We start from the raw sequence: 19341 nt of genomic DNA, 5'->3' as shown, positions 1-19341 counted from the left end.
AGGAAGAAACCATGGCCAAACCGTATGTTCGTCTGGATAAAAGTGATGCCGCCGTGCTGCTGGTCGATCACCAGACCGGATTACTCTCTCTGGTACGCGATATCGATCCCGATAAATTCAAGAACAACGTCCTTGCCCTTGGCGACCTGGCGAAGTACTTCGGTCTGCCTACTATCTTAACCACCAGCTTTGAGAACGGCCCCAATGGCCCGCTGGTACCGGAGCTGAAAGCGCAATTCCCCGATGCGCCCTATATCGCGCGCCCGGGTAATATTAACGCCTGGGATAACGAAGATTTTGTTAAAGCAGTCAAAGCGACGGGCAAAAAGCAGCTGATTATTGCCGGGGTGGTGACGGAAGTTTGCGTGGCCTTTCCGGCGCTTTCGGCCATTGAAGAGGGGTTTGAGGTGTTTGTGGTGACCGACGCTTCCGGTACCTTTAACCCGATTACCCGCGATGCCGCCTGGGATCGTATGTCGCAGGCCGGGGTACAGCTGATGTCGTGGTTTGGCGTTGCCTGTGAACTACACCGCGACTGGCGTAATGATATCGAAGGGCTGGGAACGCTGTTCTCCAACCATATTCCGGATTATCGCAACCTGATGACCAGTTTTAACCTTCTGCAGCAAAAATAATCGCCTGCGCGGCCAGCGTTCGTCTGGCCGCTTCCTGATTCAGCATGAAACGCCGCCGGTTGGCGAAATCATCGCCGCCCCCGGATATCGGTAATTCGGTCTGGTCCGGTGGACATATTTTTTTCACGCATTTCTGCCGTCAACAATTGGATTATCAATCATTTTTGTCTAGAGTGAGCGACATTCACGACGCATGGGTTTGTTACGTCGCGTCTCAATTCACATATGAAGAAGGATGCTCTCTCAGGCATGAACCGCAGACGTTTTCTCAAATCTTCCATGGCTGTTGCCGCCGTATGCGGAACGTCAGGAGTTGCCTCTCTATTCTCGAAAGCGGCCTTCGCCGAGGACTCGGGAATTGCCGACGGCCAGACCCGTCGCTTTGACTATTCCGTACTTCAGTCGATGGCCCACGATCTTGCGCGTCAGCCCTGGGGCGGCGCGCCGCGCGATCTGCCGCCAACCCTGGCAAACCTGACCCCGCAGGCCTACAACAGCATTCAGTATGATGCTGCGCACTCCCTGTGGAGTAATATCGAAGAGCGCAAGCTGGATATTCAGTTCTTCCACGTCGGGATGGGGTTCCGCCGCCGCGTACGGATGTTCTCCCTGGATTCACAAACCCAGCAGGCGCGGGAAATTCACTTCCGTCCCGAGCTGTTTAAATATAATGACGCCGGCGTCGACACCAAACAGCTGGAAGGCCAGAGCGATCTCGGCTTTGCCGGGTTCCGCGTATTTAAGGCGCCGGAGCTGGCGCGCCGCGATATCGTCGCCTTCCTCGGCGCGAGCTACTTCCGCGCGGTAGACAGCACTTACCAGTACGGTCTTTCCGCCCGCGGCCTGGCGATCGATACCTTTACCGATACGCCGGAAGAGTTCCCGGACTTCACCTCTTTCTGGTTTGAGACCGTTAAACCGGGGGCGACGGTCTTTACCGTCTATGCGCTGCTCGACAGCCCAAGCGTCACCGGCGCCTATAAGTTCGTGGTGAACTGTCAGGAGACGCAGGTGATTATGGATGTGGAAAACCACATCTACGCGCGTAAAGACATCAAACAGCTGGGCATCGCGCCGATGACCAGTATGTTCAGCTGCGGCAATAACGAACGGCGGATGTGCGACACTATCCATCCGCAGATCCACGACTCCGACCGCCTGTCGATGTGGCTGGGCAACGGCGAGTGGGTATGCCGCCCGCTGAACAACCCGCAAAAGCTGCAGTTCAACGCTTTCCAGGATAAAAATCCGCGCGGTTTTGGGCTGCTGCAGCTGGATCGCGACTTCTCCCACTATCAGGACATCATGGGCTGGTACAACAAGCGCCCGAGCCTGTGGGTGGAGCCGCGCAACCAGTGGGGTAAAGGGGCCGTCAACCTGATGGAGATCCCGACGACCGGTGAAACGCTGGACAATATCGTTTGCTTCTGGCAGCCCGAGAAGCCGGTTAAAGCAGGGGATGAGCTGGACTTCCGCTATCGACTCTACTGGAGCGCGCAGCCGCCGGTCCGTTCGCCGCTGGCGCGGGTATTGGCCACGCGCACCGGAATGGGCGGTTTCCCTGAAGGCTGGGCGCCGGGTGAGCACTACCCGGATAAATGGACCCGTCGTTTTGCTATCGATTTTGTCGGCGGCGACCTGAAGGCCGCGGCGCCAAGAGGCATTGAGCCGGTGATTACCCTGTCGAGCGGCGAAGCGAAGCAGATAGAAATTCTCTACGTGGAACCGTTTGATGGCTATCGCATCCAGTTTGACTGGTACCCGACCTCGGATTCGACCGACCCGGTCGAAATGCGCATGTTCCTGCGCTGCCAGGGGGAAGCGATCAGCGAAACCTGGCTCTATCAGTACTTCCCGCCAGCGCCAGACAAGCGTAACTATGTTGACGATCGGGTAATGAAATAATTGCCCTTTATTCCGCCCGTTAAGGTAACTTAGCGGGCGTTTGTTTTTTAATCAGACTATTAATCAGAGTCCATTATGACTGACGAAAACGCGCCTGCGAGAGAAACTATCCCCGTCACCGAGTCGCTTTCTCTGCGCGCTGTGGATGAAAGCCACGTCGCTGAGCTGCATCAGCTGGTGATCAAGAACCAGCGCTGGCTCCAGCAATCGCTGAGCTGGCCCGCTGACGTCAGTCACGAAGACGAAACCCGCCGCCACGTGCAGGGCAACGTGATGCTGCACCAGCGCGGTTACGCCAAAATGTTTTTGCTCTTTCTGCGCGAAGAGATCGTCGGCGTGCTGTCGTTTAACCAGATTGAGCCGATCAATAAGACCGCATACATCGGCTACTGGATAGATGAAAGCCACCAGGGGCAGGGGCTGCTTTCTCAGGCGCTGCAGGCGCTGATGGACGCTTTTGCCCGCAGCGGGACGGTTCGCCGCTTCGTGATTAAATGTCGGGTAGCAAACCAGAGAAGCAATCAGGTCGCCCTGCGTAACGGTTTCACCCTCGAAGGGTGCCTGAAGCAGGCCGAGTATCTGAACGGTTCGTACGATGACCAGAATATCTACGGGCGCATTATTGATTGTGACACCGGGCAATTCCCGGCTCGCGGCTGACTACGGGCCGCGCTGAGATGTAGCCCGGGGAACAGCGCGCAGGGGCCTGAAGCTGATAAACCACGCGGTCGGGAGCAAAGGTTATAGAAAGCCGACAATGGGCGTGCGGGTAAAAAGTTCGTCGCCGTTTATCACTTTCTCCCCTCTGATAGAAATGGCGTCGCCCGCGCTGGCTTCAATTCGCGCCCTGTCGCCGATCGTCACCTGATGTTCAATCACCACATCGCCGCAAATCACCGCATGCCCTTCAATTAACACGCTATCGTCCAGCAGAATCGGCCCGCCGCGCAGGTGCGCATGCCCGCCGACCATCACCCGATGCTTCAGCAGGCAGTTGCCTTCGACCACCGCGTGCTCCGCCACCTGCGAGCTGTAGCGCAGGGTGGGGATGGCGTCCTCTTCCCGCCCGGCGATAATCCTCGCGTGGCCATAAACTCGCGCGTTATCGCAGACCCAGACGTCGTTTTCGTCGTTACCCTCCAGCCGCGCGCAATCGAAGATTTCCGCCCGATGCTCAACAAACGCGTGTTCGACAAACGCGTCGCCGTAAACTTGCGCCTGGTGAACGATGCGCGAAGCGCTGACCGTTGCCCGCTGATAAATGCGCAGGATTTTGTCGCTGTCGGCGGTCAGACCCTGGGCGGCGATAATAAGCGAGTGGGGGAGGATCTGCGCATTGTCGGCCAGGTGACAATAACCCCGAATCTGCGAATGCGAAACGGTGACGTTGTCACTTATTCGCGCGCAGTGGCTTGCCTGCACGCTGTCCAGTCGCGCGTTATCGCTGACGATGGCGCCATGGCTGATAATGCACTCGCCGGTTAAGCGGGCATTGCCCTCGATTTTCGCACCGGCAAACACCGCGCTATTCGGGTCATAAATCCAGCACTCGCCTTCGTGGCTCAGGGCTGCTTCATTGTCCAGCCAGCCGCCTTCATCGCCGCGCTTCACGTCAGCGAAATCGCGTAAGGCGACAATTTGCCGCAGATTGACGCTATGTTTGTTTCCGTCGGCGTCATAGTGAAACTGGCGAACCTTCTCGCTGAGGTAATATTTGCGCATCTGCCTTTCTCATTACGTATGGTTAACATAAACATAGCAAAAAACGCCGTAGCGCGTTTTTGAAGGTTCCTTTAGAATGCAACTTAAGATAAATTGAAAATTTAAACAAAATGAATAAAAAGCTGGGCACAAGCCGGGTGCTGAATCTCCCGGCGGGCTATTTTGGTATGGTTCTGGGCATTATCGGCATGGGCTTCGCCTGGCGCTACGCCAGCACGATCTGGCCGGTGAGCCGGATCGTCGGCGACGGTCTGGTGGTCACGGCGACGGTCATCTGGGCGCTGCTGGCGCTGGCGTTTATCAGCCGGGCGGTCCGTTTCCCGCACAGCGTACTGCAGGAGATGCGCCATCCGGTGGCCAGCAGTTTTGTCAGCCTGTTTCCGGCGACGACCATGCTGGTGGCCATCGGCTTTGTTCCCTGGCTGCGGCCGCTCTCGCTGGTGTTATTCGCGATTGGCGTAGTGCTGCAGCTAAGCTATGCGGCCTGGCAGAGCGCCGGGCTATGGCGGGGGAAGCATCCCAATGAGGCGACCACCCCGGGTCTCTATCTGCCGACGGTGGCGAATAACTTTATCAGCGCCATGGCCTGCGGCGCGCTGGGCTTTACCGACGCCGGTCTGGTGTTTCTTGGCGCCGGCTTATTCTCCTGGCTTAGCCTTGAACCGGTGATTCTGCAGCGCCTGCGCAGCGACGGCGAACTGCCGATGGCCATGCGCACCGCCCTCGGCATTCAGCTGGCGCCGGCGCTGGTGGCGTGCAGCGCCTGGCTGAGCGTGAACGGCGGCGAGGCGGATACCTTCGCTAAGCTGCTGTTCGGCTATGGTCTGCTGCAGCTGCTGTTTATGCTGCGCCTGATGCCGTGGTACCTGCGCCAGCCGTTTAACGCCTCGTTCTGGAGCTTCTCGTTCGGCATCTCCGCGCTGGCGACCACCGGCCTGCATCTCGGTCATCAGCATCCGGACGGCTTTTTCCATACTCTCGCGCTCCCGCTGTTTCTCTTCACCAATCTGATCGTCGGGCTGCTGCTGATTCGTACCTTCCTGCTGCTGATGCGCGGTAAACTGCTGATTCGCGTTGAGCGCGACACATTATTAAAAAATAAGGATTAACCATGACGCTTCGTGACGAAAATTACTTCACCGATAAATACGGGATGACCCGCACCCACTCTGAGGTGCTGCACGCCGCCACCCTGATCGCGCCGGGCAAGGCGCTGGATCTGGGCTGCGGCAACGGGCGCAATAGCCTCTACCTCGCGGCCAACGGGTTTGATGTCACCGCGTGGGATAAAAATCCGGCCAGCATCGGAAATCTTGAGCGCATTCGTCAGGCGGAAGGGCTGGAGAATCTGCGGACGGCGATTAAGGACCTTAACGCCCTCAGCTTTGACGGCGAGTATGACTTTATTCTTTCGACCGTGGTGATGATGTTCCTCGACGCGAAGACCATCCCGGGTCTGATTGCTAACATGCAGCGCTGCACCAGACCCGGCGGCTACAATCTGATTGTTGCGGCTATGGATACCGACGATTATCCGTGCAGCGTCGGCTTCCCGTTCGCGTTTAAACCGGGAGAGCTGCGCAATAATTATGAAGGCTGGACGTTACTCAAATATAACGAAGACGTCGGTGAACTCCACCGCACCGACGCCAGCGGGAACCGGATTAAGCTGCGTTTCGCCACGATGCTGGCGCGCAAACCGGCTTAACGCGCCGCTAACAGGCAGAGCTGTAATGCGGTCTGATAAGAGGCCTCAAAGGCGCGCAGCGGCAGAAACTCAAATTTCGAGTGGAAGTTGTGCGCGCCGGTAAAGAAGTTGGGCGTTAATACGCCTTTTGCCGACAGGGCCGCGCCGTCGGTGCCGCCGCGCATCGGCGTCGGTTTCGGCGTAATGCCTAAGCTTTCCATCGCTTCGAACATCAGATCAACGGCGCGGCGGTCTTCGCCGATGGCATTGCTGATGTTGCTATAGGTATCGCTGATGTGAAATTCCACCTTTCCGGTCGGATACTGCGCGGCGATTTTCTGCGCCACCTCGCTAATTTGCTGCTTACGGCGATGAAAACTTTCGAGGTCGAAATCGCGAATGCTGGCCTGCAGCAGGGTGCTGTTCTGATCGCCCTGGATACCGTTGAACCAAACGTAGCCCTCGCGTCCGGCGGTATGCTCCGGCGTTTGCTGGCGATCGAAATGGCTCATGTAATCCGTGGCCATCAGCAGCGGGTTCACCAGCACCCCCTTTGACGACATAGGGTGAGCGGTCACGCCGGTAAAGCGAATCTCCGCCGCGGCGGCGTTAAAGTTCTCATAGACGATTTCGCCGAGCTCGCAGCAGTCGATGGTCCAGGCAAAATCGACGGCAAAGCGCGCGAGATCCAGCGCCTTCGCGCCGCGCAGGCCCACTTCTTCATCCGGCACAAACGCGACCACGATGTCGCCGTGGCGGTGTTCCGCCGTCAGGTTTTCCAGCACCGTCATCACCACCGTAACGGCGGACTTGTTATCCGCCCCGAGCACGCTGGTGCCGTCGCTGAAAATAATCTCTTCATTGGGATAAGCGAGGATTTCCGGATGTTCCGCAACGCGCAGCCAGATATCTTTATCCCTGTTCAAACAGAGATCTTCACCAGTAAAACGCAGAATTTGTGGATGAATATCCGGCGACAAACCGACGTCAACGGTATCGATGTGGGTAATAAAGCCAATCCGCGGCGCGCCTGCGACGTTGCCCTTTTTCACCGCCGTGACGGTGGCGCGCTCGTCAATCACAATCTCATCCAGCCCCAGCAGGCGTAGCTCATCCGCAAGGGCCTGCGCCATCGCGTGTTGCCCGGCGGTGGTAGGCAGCGTCGTGGCTCGCGGGTCGCTTTGGCTGGTTATCGCCAGGTAGCGAAAGAAGCGTTGGGTTAATTGACTGGCCAGGGCTGATGACATAGTGATTCCTTCTTTATTCGAGTTTTCAGGTGTTTGCAATCAGGCTTTAGTGTTATGTATGGAAGGGAAAACAACAAGCTATTCATTAGCTGACAAATGAAAAAGGAAAACCTATGCAACGCAGATTCACGACGCTTGCTCTGGCGTTAGCGGCCCTGACGGCCAGCTCGGCCATTAGCGCAAAAACGCTGGTCTACTGCTCAGAAGGATCGCCGGAAAACTTTAACCCGCAACTCTACACCTCCGGGACCAGCGTGGACGCCAGCGCGGTGCCGGTCTATAACCGACTGGTCGATTTCAAAGCCGGTACCACAGAACTGGTGCCGAGCCTCGCCGAAAGCTGGGAAGTCAGCGAAGATGGGAAAGTTTATACTTTTCATTTACGCAAAGGCGTTAAATTCCAGAGTAATAAATATTTTAAACCCAGCCGCGATTTTAATGCCGACGACGTTATTTTTTCGTTTATGCGGCAAAAAGATCCTCACCATCCTTATCATAATATCTCCAGCGGCAATTACTCCAATTTTGAAAGCCTGGAATTTGGCCAGTTAATTACCGCGATTGATAAGCCTGATGAATATACGGTGCGTTTCACGCTGGCCCATCCCGAAGCGCCCTTTGTGGCCGATCTTGCCTGGTATTTCGCTTCTATTTTATCGGCGGAATATGCCGATGCGATGCTAAAAGCCGGCACGCCAGAGCGCGTGGATATGGACCCGATTGGTACCGGACCTTTCAAACTCGCGCAATATCAAAAAGATTCCCGAATTCTTTTCACCGCGTTCCCGGAATACTGGCAGGGGAAGGCGCATATCGATCGTCTCATTTTTAGTATCACGCCGGACGCCTCGGTGCGCTACGCCAAGCTGGAGAAAAACGAGTGTCAGGTGATGCCGTTCCCCAATCCGGCCGACCTGCCGCGAATGAAAGAGAACAACGCGATCAACCTGATGAGCAAAGCGGGCCTTAACACCGGTTTCCTGGCGTTTAACACCCAAAAAGCGCCGCTGGACAACGTTAAGGTGCGTCAGGCCCTGGCGATGGCGATCAATAAACCGGCGATCATTGAAGCGGTGTTCCACGGTACCGGTACGGCGGCGAAAAACCTGCTGCCGCCGGGCGTATGGAGCGCGGATAGCCAGCTGAAGGATTATGACTACGACCCGCAGAAAGCCAAAGCGCTGCTGGCGGAATCGGGCGTTGCGGGGCCAATTACCATCGATCTGTGGGCGATGCCGGTGCAGCGACCCTATAACCCGAACGCCAAACGCATGGCCGAAATGATCCAGGCCGACTGGGCGAAAATTGGCGTGCAAACGAAAATCACAACCTATGAGTGGGGTGAATACTTAAAGCGGGTGAAGGATGGCGAACATCAGGCGGCGCTGATGGGCTGGACGACCGCGACCGGCGACCCGGATAACTTCTTTGGCCCACTCTTTACCTGCCAGTCGGCGAACGGCGGGTCAAACTCGGCAAAATGGTGCTATCAGCCGTTTGATAAAATTATCGCCGAGGCAAAATCGATAACCGATCGCCAAAAACGCGAAGCGCTCTATCGCCAGGCGCAGCAGATGATGCATGACCAGATGCCGGCAGTCATGATTGCCCACTCGACAATATTTGAACCGGTGCGTAAAAACGTGTCAGGCTACGAAATAGACCCCTTTGGCAAGCATATTTTTTATCAGGTTGATATCAGATAAACAGCCAATCACGGCCCGCCGGTAACGGCGGGTTTATTTTTTCCAGCTACTTGACGTAGCACCGCTTTTGCCACAAAACTTACCCCTGTTATTTGCTATAACTCTTGCCGATAAATGGTATTCACAGGGATTAACCTATATGCGTACTCCGTTATTTTTTAAAGTCGCCGCGCTTGCTGGCCTGTTAGCATTGGCCGGCTGCTCATCCAAAATCGCTAAGCCGGAACAATATTCGGGATTTTTAAAAGATTACTCTAACTTAAAAGAAACCACCTCGGCGTCCGGCAAACCGGAACTGCGCTGGATTTCGCCGGATTACAATCCGAGCAACTATGACAATATCGTCTATAACCCGATCACCTATTACCCGGTACCAAAACCCACCACCCAGGTGGGCGAGAAGGCGCTCAGGGATATCCTGAATTACACCAATAAAGAGATGAAACAGGCTATTTCCGAGCGTAAACCGCTGGCAACCACCCCGGGCAAGCGCAGCCTGATCTTCCGCGGCGCCATCACCGGCGTGGATTCCAGCAAAGAAGGGCTGCAGTTCTACGAAGTGATTCCGGTGGCGATGATTATCGCCGGTACGCAGGCGGCAACGGGCCACCGTACCATGGACACCAACCTGTTTTTTGAAGGGGAGCTGATTGATGCGGCGACCAAAAAGCCGGTTATCAAAGTGGTCCGTAAGGGCGAAGGTAAAAACCTGTCCAACGAAAATACGCTGCTCACCGTCGAGACCCTGAAGCAGGTCATTGATGATATGGCGATTGACGCGGTGAAATTCGACCCCAATAACCGTTAATCAGGCGTATCCGTGAATAAAGGCGCTAGTGGTTGATAGCGCCTTTTTCATTTCTCCTCGACGGCAGCGCGAGCGTCAGCAGCGATCCGAGCGAACCCAGGCCAGCCTGCGCCGCAGCAGCCACTGCTCCGGGCGAGCGAACATCACCAGATTTCCGACCAGGATCAGCGCCAGTCCTGCCACGGCGCTACTGTGCCAGACGTAACCTTCATAAAAAGTCGAAATGGTCAGCGCGACGAGTGGAAACAGCAGGGTGCTGTATGCCGCTTTACCCGCGCCGATTCGCCCCACCAGCGTAAAATAGGCGCCAAAAGCAATCACCGAGCCAAACACGGCGAGATACAGTAGCGCGCCCATATAGCTGAGGGTCCACTGCGGCGCGAAATTATCACCGCGAACCAGCGCGATCGCGCCCATGACCAGGGTGCCGTAAAGCATGGCCCAGCTGTTGGTGGTCAACGTCTCCAGACCGCGGCGCTGGTGGCGGATGCTGAGCATATTGCCGAGCGAAAACCCATAGGTGCCCAATGCGCTGAGGGCAATACCCAGCAGGAGCGAGGCGTTCAGGCCGCTGGCCCATAAATCATCCCAGAATAGCGTCACGATCCCCGCCAGCCCCAGCGCGGCGGCCAGCCAGAATCGGCCCGGAGGCTGCTGGCGATAGAAGAGAAAGCTATTGATGGCGTTAAACAACACCGCCATGGAGAAGATCACCGACTCCAGCCCGGTATTGATATACGCGGCGGCGGTATAGAAACACCAGAAATTAAAGCAGAAAACGCAGCAGCCCTGTAGCAGGCAAAAGAGATGGTCGCGCGCGGCCAGCGGGCGCAGGCGGCGGGTAACCAGCAGAATGGTCAACATCGCGACGCTGGCGACGGCGAAGCGCCAGAAAATAGACACCGGCGCGGCAACCGGCCCCTGCTGCAAAAAGATAGCAATCCAGGTGGTGCCCCAGATAACCACGACCAACCCGTAGAGTAATGCGTTCAAAATGTCTCTCCTGTGAGTGTTGTACCGGTCATTTTGCGGCCCGGGCGAATTCGGCGCTGTCATCAGCTTGTCGCCGACTTGCAAATTCTTGCGCTTATTTTTCATTAGCGGCGGGGGAATGCTGGTATCTGCCGGCGACTCTTCTTAGACTAGCGATCTGCGGAATCTGAACTGTGAAGGCTATGGCTTACGGGACTTTCGAAACATTGCGTCAAAAAAATGCCGTGCTGCGGGGGACGGTGAACCTCAACTCCGGTATTCAACTGGCGGCGTGGTATAACAATCTTGATACCATCACGGTACAAAGTGACCACCATACCCTGAGCCTCTATATTGCCGATGGCTACGAAAGCTACCAAAAAACGCCCCACGGCTGGAAAAACGGCGGCGGGCCGGATCGTTTTTGCCTGATGCCGAAAGGCGATGAGAGCACCTGGGATATCCGCGGCGATCTCTCTTTTGTGCATCTTTACTGCACCGATGAGCACCTGCGCCGGGTAGGCGAGCAGATTTGGGACCGCAGCCCGGCCTCGTTCACGCTGCAGGAGAAAACGTTTTCCAGCGATGACAAAATCACCGCCGTCTACCGCCAGTTTCTCCTCGACAACGACTGGCAGCAGCAGGCGAATCAGCTAACGTTGAGTTCGGCCAGCACGCTGCTGCTCACTCACCTGATTCAGCACTATTCGAACGTTCAGTGGCGTTTACCGACGGTGACCGGCGGGCTGGCGCCGCACGTCTTGCGCAATCTGCTGGCATGGATTGAGGAGAACCTCGACCAGCCGCTCACTCTTGCCGATCTGGCGCAGGAAGCGGCGTTAAGCGAATACCATTTTGCGCGGATGTTTCGCCAGTCGATGAAGATGGCGCCGCATCAGTACGTTATGCAGCGCCGGATGGTTAAAGCGCAGTCGCTGATTAGCCAGAGTCGGCTGCCGTTAACCGATATCGCCATGGCCTGCGGTTTTAGCAGCGCCAGCCACTTCAGCAACCGGGTGAAAAGCGCCACCGGCATGACGCCCTCGCAGCTACGCGCGGCGCAGCGTTGACAGCAAAACGTAGCTGACGCCGCCGAGAACCAGCCCCCAAAACGCTGAGCCGATACCGGCCAGCGTCACGCCGCTGGCGGTGACCAGAAACGTTACTACCGCCGCATCGCGCTCACTCTCATTATTCAATGCCTGAAACAGGCTGCCGCCGATGGTACCGAGCAGCGCCAGCCCGGCAAGCATCTGGACCCACGCTATCGGCAGCGCCGACATCAACGAGGTGATTGAGCCGCCAAATATCCCCGCCAGCAGATAAAAAACGCCCGCCGCCGCCGCCGCGAGCCAGCGTTTTTGCGGGTCCGGATGGGCTTCCGGGCTCTGGCAAATCGCGGCCGTAATGGCGGCGATGCAGATCGAGTAGACCCCGAAAGGCGACAGCAGCAGCGCCAGGCCGCCGGTGGCGACAATAAGCGTTGAAGCGGGGACCCGATAGCCTGAGGCCTGGAGGGTGGCGAAGCCGGGGGCGTTTTGCGACGCCATGGTGACGAGGAAAAATGGTATACCGACGCTGATCAACAGCGCTGGCGTAAATTCAGGGGCGATCCAGGAAGGGGCGACAATGCTGAAACTTATTTGTGACATTGTCACTTCTCCGCTCAATCCGGCCACCGCGCTTCCTGTCAGCAGAGCGGCGACAACCGCGAAGCGGGGAAGCCAGGCTTTGCACAGTAACCATACGGCTAACATACTGCCGCATAACAGCAGATTAGCCTGCAGGCTGGCGAAAGCCTGCATGCCAAAGCGCAGCAATATGCCGGCCAGCATCGCCGCCGCCAGCGAATGGGGAATAATCTTCATGAGCCGGGCAAATATGCCGGTGATGCCGCAAAGCACGATTAAGGCGTTGGCAAAAATAAAGACGCCAACCGCCTGGGAGAGCGTGACCCCCTGCAGGCCGCTGACCAGCAGCGCCGCGCCGGGCGTTGACCAGGCCGTCAGGATGGGCACCTTTCGCCAGACGGTGAGGGCCAGGGTGCTGATGCCCATTCCCAGACCTAAGGCGGTCATCCAGCCAGCGATTTGCGCAGCATCGGCGCCTGCCGCCGCCGCTGCCTGCCAGATAATGGCGGCAGAGCTGGCATAGCCGACCAGCACGGCGACGAAGCCGGCGAGTAGACTCGGAAAAGGGAGAGTGAAAGAGCGCATGGGGTGCCTTGTGCGTTATAACGGTCGGTATAATGTAGCATTGTGCGTTATAACGCACAACTGGCTTTTCGGCAACGCCAGACCTGGATAGCGGAGCCCGGGTGAGCGCTATACGTCAATTCCCTGTAGAATCAGGTGAATGTGCGTATAATTCCTTCAGATATTATTGGGAGGTTGAATGGATATTGCGCAACACCTGTCGGCAACGTTAAAAACGCTGCGCCAGCAGCGCGGCTGGAGCCTGTCGCGCCTGGCGGAAGAGACCGGCGTGTCGAAGGCCATGCTGGGCCAGATTGAACGCAACGAATCCAGCCCGACGGTAGCGACGTTATGGAAAATCGCCACCGGGCTTAACGTGCCGTTTTCCGCCTTTATCGTTGCCGATGAGGCCGGTGAACCGACGGCGTTTGATCCCCAGCAGCAGGCCATGGTGGTCACGCCGCTTTTCCCTTGGGACCCGGTGCTGCGCTTCGATCACTTCTCCATCACCCTGGCCCCGGGCGCGCTGAGTGAGTCAACGCCGCATGAGCAAGGGGTTATCGAACATGTGGTGGTGATTAGCGGCGTGCTGGATCTTTGCCTGCAGGACAGCTGGCAATCGCTGCAGTCCGGAGAAGGGCGGCGTTTCGCCGGCGATTTAGCGCACGCCTATCGCAATAGCGGCGCGCAGACTGCCCATTTCCATTCGCTGATCCACTACCCGAAATAAAAAAGCCGCGAGTAAACTCGCGGCCAGGCAAATGACTGAGACAACAAATCACAACGTGACGAGGAAAATCCGGAATACGTGATGACTCTATCCTCAGGCACTTTTTCTGGGAAATATCTTTTCCTTCAATGCTTTGCTAAAAACTGAAAATTCCTTCCGCGGCGGCGATGGAAAATGTTTTGGTCTGCGCCAGGTTCTGACTACAATAGCCGCCATTTCGACCCCCTATAATGGATAACGACGAGCGTATGCGCCTGCAAAACCATCATCTTGAACTACTGAGTCCTGCCCGCGATGCCGGGATCGCCCGTGAAGCGATTTTACACGGCGCGGATGCGGTCTACATCGGCGGGCCGGGCTTTGGCGCGCGCCACAACGCCAGCAACAGCCTGAGCGATATCGCCGGTCTGGTACCGTTTGCCCATCGCTACGGCGCGAAAGTGTTCGTGACCCTGAACACCATTCTTCATGATGATGAGCTGGAGCCGGCGCAGCGCCTGATAACCGACCTGTATGAAACCGGCGTGGACGCGCTGATTGTCCAGGATATGGGGGTCATGGAGCTGGATATTCCGCCGATTGAGCTGCACGCCAGCACCCAGTGCGATATCCGCAGCGTTGAGAAAGCGAAATTTCTCTCCGACGTCGGCTTCAGCCAAATCGTGCTCGCCCGCGAGCTGAATCTTCAGCAGATCAAAGCGATTTACGATAACACCGACGCGACCATTGAGTTCTTCATCCACGGCGCGCTGTGCGTGGCCTATTCCGGCCAGTGCAATATTTCCCATGCTCAGACCGGGCGGAGCGCCAACCGCGGCGACTGCTCGCAGGCCTGCCGTCTGCCCTATACCCTGAAAGATGACCAGGGCCGCGTGGTGGCGTATGAAAAGCACCTGCTGTCGATGAAAGACAACGATCAGACCGCCAACCTGGCCGCGCTGATCGATGCCGGGGTACGTTCCTTCAAAATTGAAGGCCGCTACAAAGATATGAGCTATGTGAAGAACATCACCGCGCACTATCGCCAGATGCTCGACGCCATCATTGACGATCGCGGCGACCTGGCCCGCGCCTCGGCGGGGCGTACCGAACACTTCTTTGTTCCGTCAACGGATAAGACCTTCCATCGCGGCAGCACCGACTATTTTGTCAACGCGCGCAAAGGCGATATTGGCGCGTTTGACTCGCCGAAGTTTATTGGTCTGCCGGTGGGGGAAGTCCTGAAAGTCGGTAAAGACTTTCTCGACGTTGAGGTGAGCGAAACGCTGACCAACGGCGACGGCCTGAACGTGATGATCAAACGTGAAATCGTCGGCTTTCGCGCCAACACGGTGGAGAAAACCGGCGAAAATCGCTATCGCGTATGGCCGAACGAGATGCCCGCGGATTTACACAAAGTGCGTCCGCACCAGCCGTTAAACCGCAACCTCGATCATAACTGGCAGCAGGCGCTGCTGAAAACCTCCAGCGAGCGCCGCATCGCCGTCGATATCGAACTGAGCGGCTGGCAGGAGCAGCTGGTCCTGACGATGACCAGCGAAGAGGGCGTGAGCGTCACCCACACGCTGGACGGCGAGTTTGCCGAGGCGACCCAGGCGGAGAAAGCGCTGGCGAACCTGCGCGATGGCGTGGCGAAGCTCGGCCAGACCCTTTACTATTCGCGCAACGTTGAGATTAACCTGCCCGGCGCGCTGTTCGTGCCAAACAGTCTGCTGAACCAGCTGCGCCGTGAAACGGCGGAAATGCTTGATGATGCGCGTCTGAAGGCCGTGGTGCGCGGCAGCCGCAAGCCGGTTTCGGTGCCGCCGCCGGTCTATCCGGAAACGCATCTGTCGTTTCTGGCTAACGTCTACAACCACAAAGCGCGCGAGTTTTATCAACGTTACGGCGTCCAACTGATCGACGCCGCCTATGAAGCTCATGAAGAGAAGGGCGACGTGCCGGTCATGATTACCAAGCACTGCCTGCGCTTTGCCTTCAACCTGTGTCCGAAACAGGCCAAAGGTTCGATTAAAAGCTGGAAAGCGACGCCAATGCAGCTGATCCACGGCGATGAAGTGCTGACGCTGAAGTTTGACTGCCGCCCATGCGAAATGCACGTGGTCGGCAAGATAAAAAACCATATCCTGAAAATGCCGCTGCCGGGCAGCATCGTGGCGTCCGTGAGTCCCGATGAGCTGATGAAAACCCTGCCGAAACGCAAGGGCGCCTGATAACGAAATCGCTACTGGTAGTGATGCATTTTTGGTTTCCGCGCATTCTGCCAGTGGTGCTGCTCGCGCAGGTCGGAGGCGGCGTCTTCCGCCTGGCTGCGCAGCTCGTCGCTATCGGCTTCGTGCTGTAACTGCTGTTCGAGACTCTGTACCGGGAAGAAATCGTGTCCGTGCTGGCGGGCCAGCACGTGCCCGGAAAACAGGGCGCACGCCAGCAGTAATGTTGAAACGCTTCTTCTGAACATCTCTTTTTCCATGCTATCGGCGAATGGGGCTACTATGCCAGGGGCTGGGTGAGATTATTACGTCGGTTGGCAAAGAAGCGAAAAGCCTTTGTCAGCATCGCCTGACGGATGGCGAAAAAAAGCCCGATGGTGTCGCCATCGGGCCGAATAACATTACGTGACGGGCGGATCAGGCCTTCAGCCCGGCGGCCGTCATCAGCAGCCGAAATCCCATGCTTACCGCCGCCAGCGCCAGCACGCTGCCTCCCCACAGGACCACCATCCATAACGTGCGCTTAAGCCATACTCGTTGCATCAATGATACCCCTCGCCGTGTTGAACTTTGCCGCGAAAAACGTAGTAGCTCCAGAAGGTGTAGCCGAGGATCACCGGCAGAATAAGCAGCGCACCAACCAGCATAAAGCCCTGGCTTTGCGGCGGCGCGGCGGCCTGCCAGAGGGTGATGCCCGGTGGAATAATATACGGCCAGATACTGATTCCCAGCCCGCTAAAGCCGAGAAAGATCAGCCCTAGCGTGAGGACAAACGGCAGCAGGTGGCTGGCGCTGTTGCGCAGCGCTCGCCACAGCCAGGCGCTTATCGCCGCGACCAGCAGCGGTACCGGCAGCAGGAAGAAGAGATTTGGCAAGCTAAACCAGCGCTCGGCGACGGCCGTCTGCGCCAGCGGGGTCCAGATGCTGATGGCGACAATTACCGCCAGCAGCGCCAGCAGCAAACCGCGCGCGGTTACGCGCATATTGCGGTGGAGCGCATTCTCGCTCTTCATCACCAGCCAGCTGGCGCCCAGCAGCGCATACGCAATGCACAGTCCCAGGCCGCAGAACAGGGTAAACGGCGTAAACCAGTCAAACATCCCGCCGCTGAAGCTGCGGCCGCTGACCGCGAAGCCGTTGATCACCGCGCCGACGACCATCCCCTGGGTGAAGGTGGCCAGAATCGAACCGCCCATAAAGGCGCGATCCCAGAACGGGCGGTGCGATGGCGTCGCGTTAAAGCGGAATTCAAAAGCGACGCCGCGGAAAATAAGCCCGATCAGCATCAGGGTAAGGGGGATCGCCAGCGCGTCGATAATTACCGCATAGGCTAGCGGAAAAGCGCCAAACAGGCCCGCGCCGCCGAGTACCAGCCAGGTCTCATTGCCATCCCAGACCGGCGCGACGCTGTTCACCATGACGTCGCGATCCGCCGCGTCCCGCGTGGTACTGAATAAAATGCCAATGCCCAGGTCGAAGCCGTCCATCACGATATACATCAGGGTGGCGAAGACGATGATGACAAACCAAATAACCGATAAATCGATACCCATTACCAGGACTCCTTCTGCTGTACATGGTCCGTTGCGGCGGAAAGCGGGCGGGCAGGCGTACCGGCGCCAGGCGGCTGAGCGTCCTGCGGCCCTTTGCGAATCAGACGCAGCATATAGCTATAACCGACGCCGAATACCGAAGCGTAGACGACGATAAACGTCAGCAGACTGATGGACATATGCAGGTCGCCGTGAGCGGAGACGGCATCTGCGGTACGCTGTACGCCGTAGACGACCCACGGCTGGCGGCCCACCTCGGTGGTCACCCAGCCCGCGAGGATAGCGATAAGCCCCGATGGCCCCATCCATAGCGCAAAGCGTAAAAAGGGTCGGGAGTGATAGAGGCGACCGCGATAGCGCAGCCACAGGGCCAGCGCGCCGAGCAGGATCATCAGCATGCCGAGGCCGGCCATCAGACGGAAGGACCAGAACACGATGGTGGCGTTAGGGCGATCTTCCGCCGCGAACTCTTTCAGCGCGGGAACCTGTTTATCCAGGCTGTGGGTGAGGATCAGGCTGCCGAGGGCCGGGATTTCCAGACCATAGCGCGTCCGTTCCTGCTGCATATCCGGCCAGCCGAACAGCAGCAGCGGGGTGGGTTCTCCGGGGATATTCTCCCAGTGACCCTCGATAGCGGCGATTTTCGCCGGCTGGTGCTTGAGCGTATTCAGCCCGTGCATATCGCCAATCATGGCCTGAACCGGGGCGACAATCAGCGTCATCCACAGCGCCATGGAGAACATCGCGCGAACGGCGGGCGTGTTGTTGCCGCGCAGCAGGTGCCAGGCTGCCGATGCGCCGACGAACAGCGCGCTGCTGAGAAAGGCCGCCACCGACATATGCAGCAGACGGTAGGGAAACGACGGGTTAAAGATAACCGCGAACCAGTCCACCGGCACCACCTGGCCATTGACGATCTCAAACCCCTGCGGCGTTTGCATCCAGCTATTGGACGCGAGGATCCAGAAGGTGGAGATTATCGTCCCCAGCGCCACCATGCAGGTGGCGAAGAAGTGCAGGCCTGGCCCGACGCGGTTCCAGCCGAACAGCATGACGCCGAGGAATCCTGCTTCAAGGAAGAAGGCGGTCAGAACTTCGTAGGTCAGCAGCGGGCCGGTTATGCTCCCGGCAAACTCGGAGAATCCGCTCCAGTTGGTACCAAACTGGTAGGCCATGACCAGACCTGAGACCACTCCCATGCCGAAGTTGACGGCGAAGATTTTCGACCAGAAGTGGTAGAGCGAGCGCCAGGTCGGGTTTTTCGTTTTTAACCATAAGCCTTCGAGAACCGCCAGGTAGCTGGCTAACCCGATGGTGATGGCGGGGAAGATGATATGAAATGACACGGTGAAGGCGAACTGGATCCGCGCCAGGTGGAATGCATCAAGACCGAACATGCAGAACTCCGCAATAAAATTGATTCAGCGCAATTCTAGGCCTCCACCATGGCGGTTAGCAGGAACAGAAACCCTGTTTTTATCTATAACAGTTATGGATTTGAGTTTCGGTTATCTTGTGATAAATCCTTTTTTTCTAAAATCAAGCTATTTCACACCCGCGGATAGTATGTTATTTTAATTAGACGTTAGCGCTGCAAGTCAGCATTTAAACGTTCCTTTGGGTAAGCAATATTTATATATCTATTATAAATATAGATGTGCTGAATAATTCATAAATTGTGTATCAATCCTACAATAAAATAATTGATTGTTTTTACTGCACGCACGTATGCCTTCATTAACGCTGGTTTCGTATGCTGTGGGTTTTAATCTGGGATTTTAACTCAGCCTGATTTGAGCGCTGAGTTAAGGATATGTTTAATACATACCCGTAATTTTATGGGTTGTTATTGGATAGTGTATTTATTGATTATATTTTACAGAGGATGTGATTGTGTCGACTAATGGACTTCGTAGCTTATGTACTGTTTTGTTAATTATGACTTTTTTCTGGATACTGGTTGTTAGTGGG

The 19341-nt window shown here is 56.8% G+C and carries 18 protein-coding genes and 1 pseudogene; 10 read left to right on the top strand and 9 right to left on the bottom strand.

Features of this window, described 5'->3' with window-relative positions; translation table 11 throughout:
* Window positions 1–11 precede the first annotated feature (11 nt).
* Window positions 12–635: an isochorismate family cysteine hydrolase YcaC gene (ycaC, locus tag JLG71_RS14865; RefSeq protein ID WP_004850558.1), complete on the top strand. Its 624-nt coding sequence runs from the start codon at window positions 12–14 to the stop codon at window positions 633–635.
* On the opposite strand, the gene JLG71_RS14860 is transcribed toward ycaC, so the two are convergent.
* On the bottom strand, window positions 613–762 hold the full coding sequence (locus JLG71_RS14860) for a hypothetical protein (protein ID WP_157835621.1): 150 nt from the start codon (window positions 760–762) through the stop codon (window positions 613–615). The genes ycaC and JLG71_RS14860 overlap by 23 nt on opposite strands.
* Before the next feature lie 122 nt (window positions 763–884).
* Between JLG71_RS14860 and JLG71_RS14855 the strand changes: the two genes are divergently transcribed.
* Both JLG71_RS14855 and rimL read left to right on the top strand, forming a co-directional pair.
* Window positions 885–2540: a glucan biosynthesis protein D gene (locus JLG71_RS14855; protein WP_004850560.1), complete on the top strand. Its 1656-nt coding sequence runs from the start codon at window positions 885–887 to the stop codon at window positions 2538–2540.
* Between the two features lie 75 nt (window positions 2541–2615).
* Window positions 2616–3200 (top strand): 50S ribosomal protein L7/L12-serine acetyltransferase, encoded by a 585-nt coding sequence (gene rimL / locus JLG71_RS14850; RefSeq protein WP_004850562.1) that lies wholly within the window; start codon window positions 2616–2618, stop codon window positions 3198–3200.
* A gap of 81 nt (window positions 3201–3281) precedes the next feature.
* Here the strand turns inward: rimL and ydcK are convergent, their stop codons facing one another.
* Window positions 3282–4262, bottom strand: a complete 981-nt coding sequence (gene ydcK, locus JLG71_RS14845; protein ID WP_025107903.1) for a YdcK family protein — start codon at window positions 4260–4262, stop codon at window positions 3282–3284.
* 110 nt (window positions 4263–4372) lie between these two features.
* On the opposite strand from ydcK, the gene tehA reads away from it, so the two are divergent.
* Both tehA and tehB read left to right on the top strand, forming a co-directional pair.
* A complete protein-coding gene (tehA, locus tag JLG71_RS14840; protein WP_046877284.1) occupies window positions 4373–5371 on the top strand; it encodes a dicarboxylate transporter/tellurite-resistance protein TehA in 999 nt (332 codons plus the stop codon).
* Window positions 5372–5373: 2 nt separating this feature from the next.
* Window positions 5374–5970 carry a tellurite resistance methyltransferase TehB gene (gene tehB / locus JLG71_RS14835; protein WP_014229216.1) on the top strand — a complete coding sequence of 199 codons (597 nt, stop codon included), beginning with the start codon at window positions 5374–5376 and terminating at the stop codon, window positions 5968–5970.
* On the opposite strand, the gene pepT is transcribed toward tehB, so the two are convergent.
* Entirely contained in the window at window positions 5967–7196 is a 1230-nt protein-coding gene (gene pepT, locus JLG71_RS14830) for a peptidase T (protein WP_025107901.1), read from the bottom strand. The two genes, tehB and pepT, sit on opposite strands and share 4 nt — an antisense overlap.
* A gap of 113 nt (window positions 7197–7309) precedes the next feature.
* Here pepT and JLG71_RS14825 point away from each other — a divergent pair, with 113 nt between their 5' ends.
* Window positions 7310–8902: an ABC transporter substrate-binding protein gene (locus JLG71_RS14825; protein WP_025107900.1), complete on the top strand. Its 1593-nt coding sequence runs from the start codon at window positions 7310–7312 to the stop codon at window positions 8900–8902.
* A 139-nt stretch (window positions 8903–9041) separates the two neighbouring features.
* Window positions 9042–9710: a DUF3313 domain-containing protein gene (locus JLG71_RS14820; RefSeq protein WP_200913550.1), complete on the top strand. Its 669-nt coding sequence runs from the start codon at window positions 9042–9044 to the stop codon at window positions 9708–9710.
* 75 nt (window positions 9711–9785) lie between these two features.
* Here JLG71_RS14820 and JLG71_RS14815 read toward each other — a convergent pair whose 3' ends face one another.
* The gene (locus JLG71_RS14815) at window positions 9786–10703 is read right to left on the bottom strand and encodes a DMT family transporter (RefSeq protein WP_014838374.1); all 918 of its coding nucleotides are present in this window, start codon (window positions 10701–10703) and stop codon (window positions 9786–9788) included.
* Window positions 10704–10885: 182 nt separating this feature from the next.
* On the opposite strand from JLG71_RS14815, the gene JLG71_RS14810 reads away from it, so the two are divergent.
* Window positions 10886–11752 (top strand): AraC family transcriptional regulator, encoded by an 867-nt coding sequence (locus tag JLG71_RS14810; RefSeq protein ID WP_049084358.1) that lies wholly within the window; start codon window positions 10886–10888, stop codon window positions 11750–11752.
* Here the strand turns inward: JLG71_RS14810 and JLG71_RS14805 are convergent.
* Complete coding sequence (locus tag JLG71_RS14805; RefSeq protein ID WP_154904411.1) at window positions 11732–12898, bottom strand: benzoate/H(+) symporter BenE family transporter; 1167 nt, start codon at window positions 12896–12898, stop codon at window positions 11732–11734. The two genes, JLG71_RS14810 and JLG71_RS14805, sit on opposite strands and share 21 nt — an antisense overlap.
* 178 nt (window positions 12899–13076) lie before the next feature.
* On the opposite strand from JLG71_RS14805, the pseudogene JLG71_RS14800 reads away from it, so the two are divergent.
* Both JLG71_RS14800 and JLG71_RS14795 read left to right on the top strand, forming a co-directional pair.
* A pseudogene (locus JLG71_RS14800) lies at window positions 13077–13689 on the top strand (helix-turn-helix domain-containing protein).
* Between the two features lie 166 nt (window positions 13690–13855).
* Window positions 13856–15820 carry a peptidase U32 family protein gene (locus JLG71_RS14795; RefSeq protein WP_032693487.1) on the top strand — a complete coding sequence of 655 codons (1965 nt, stop codon included), beginning with the start codon at window positions 13856–13858 and terminating at the stop codon, window positions 15818–15820.
* An 11-nt stretch (window positions 15821–15831) separates the two neighbouring features.
* On the opposite strand, the gene JLG71_RS14790 is transcribed toward JLG71_RS14795, so the two are convergent.
* From JLG71_RS14790 to JLG71_RS14775, 4 genes are all read right to left on the bottom strand, one after another.
* Entirely contained in the window at window positions 15832–16065 is a 234-nt protein-coding gene (locus JLG71_RS14790) for a DUF2554 family protein (protein ID WP_004850586.1), read from the bottom strand.
* A gap of 169 nt (window positions 16066–16234) precedes the next feature.
* Window positions 16235–16360, bottom strand: a complete 126-nt coding sequence (locus JLG71_RS14785; RefSeq protein ID WP_004850587.1) for a DUF2474 domain-containing protein — start codon at window positions 16358–16360, stop codon at window positions 16235–16237.
* A complete protein-coding gene (gene cydB / locus JLG71_RS14780) occupies window positions 16360–17370 on the bottom strand; it encodes a cytochrome d ubiquinol oxidase subunit II (protein ID WP_116280053.1) in 1011 nt (336 codons plus the stop codon). Before cydB ends, JLG71_RS14785 begins: the two co-directional genes overlap by 1 nt.
* Complete coding sequence (locus tag JLG71_RS14775; protein ID WP_014229228.1) at window positions 17370–18767, bottom strand: cytochrome ubiquinol oxidase subunit I; 1398 nt, start codon at window positions 18765–18767, stop codon at window positions 17370–17372. Before JLG71_RS14775 ends, cydB begins: the two co-directional genes overlap by 1 nt.
* Between the last annotated feature and the right edge of the window lie 574 nt (window positions 18768–19341).

The sequence above is a fragment of the Klebsiella michiganensis genome (genome assembly GCF_015139575.1).
Classification (GTDB): domain Bacteria; phylum Pseudomonadota; class Gammaproteobacteria; order Enterobacterales; family Enterobacteriaceae; genus Klebsiella; species Klebsiella michiganensis.
This window is presented reverse-complemented; position numbering and strand designations above follow the sequence as displayed.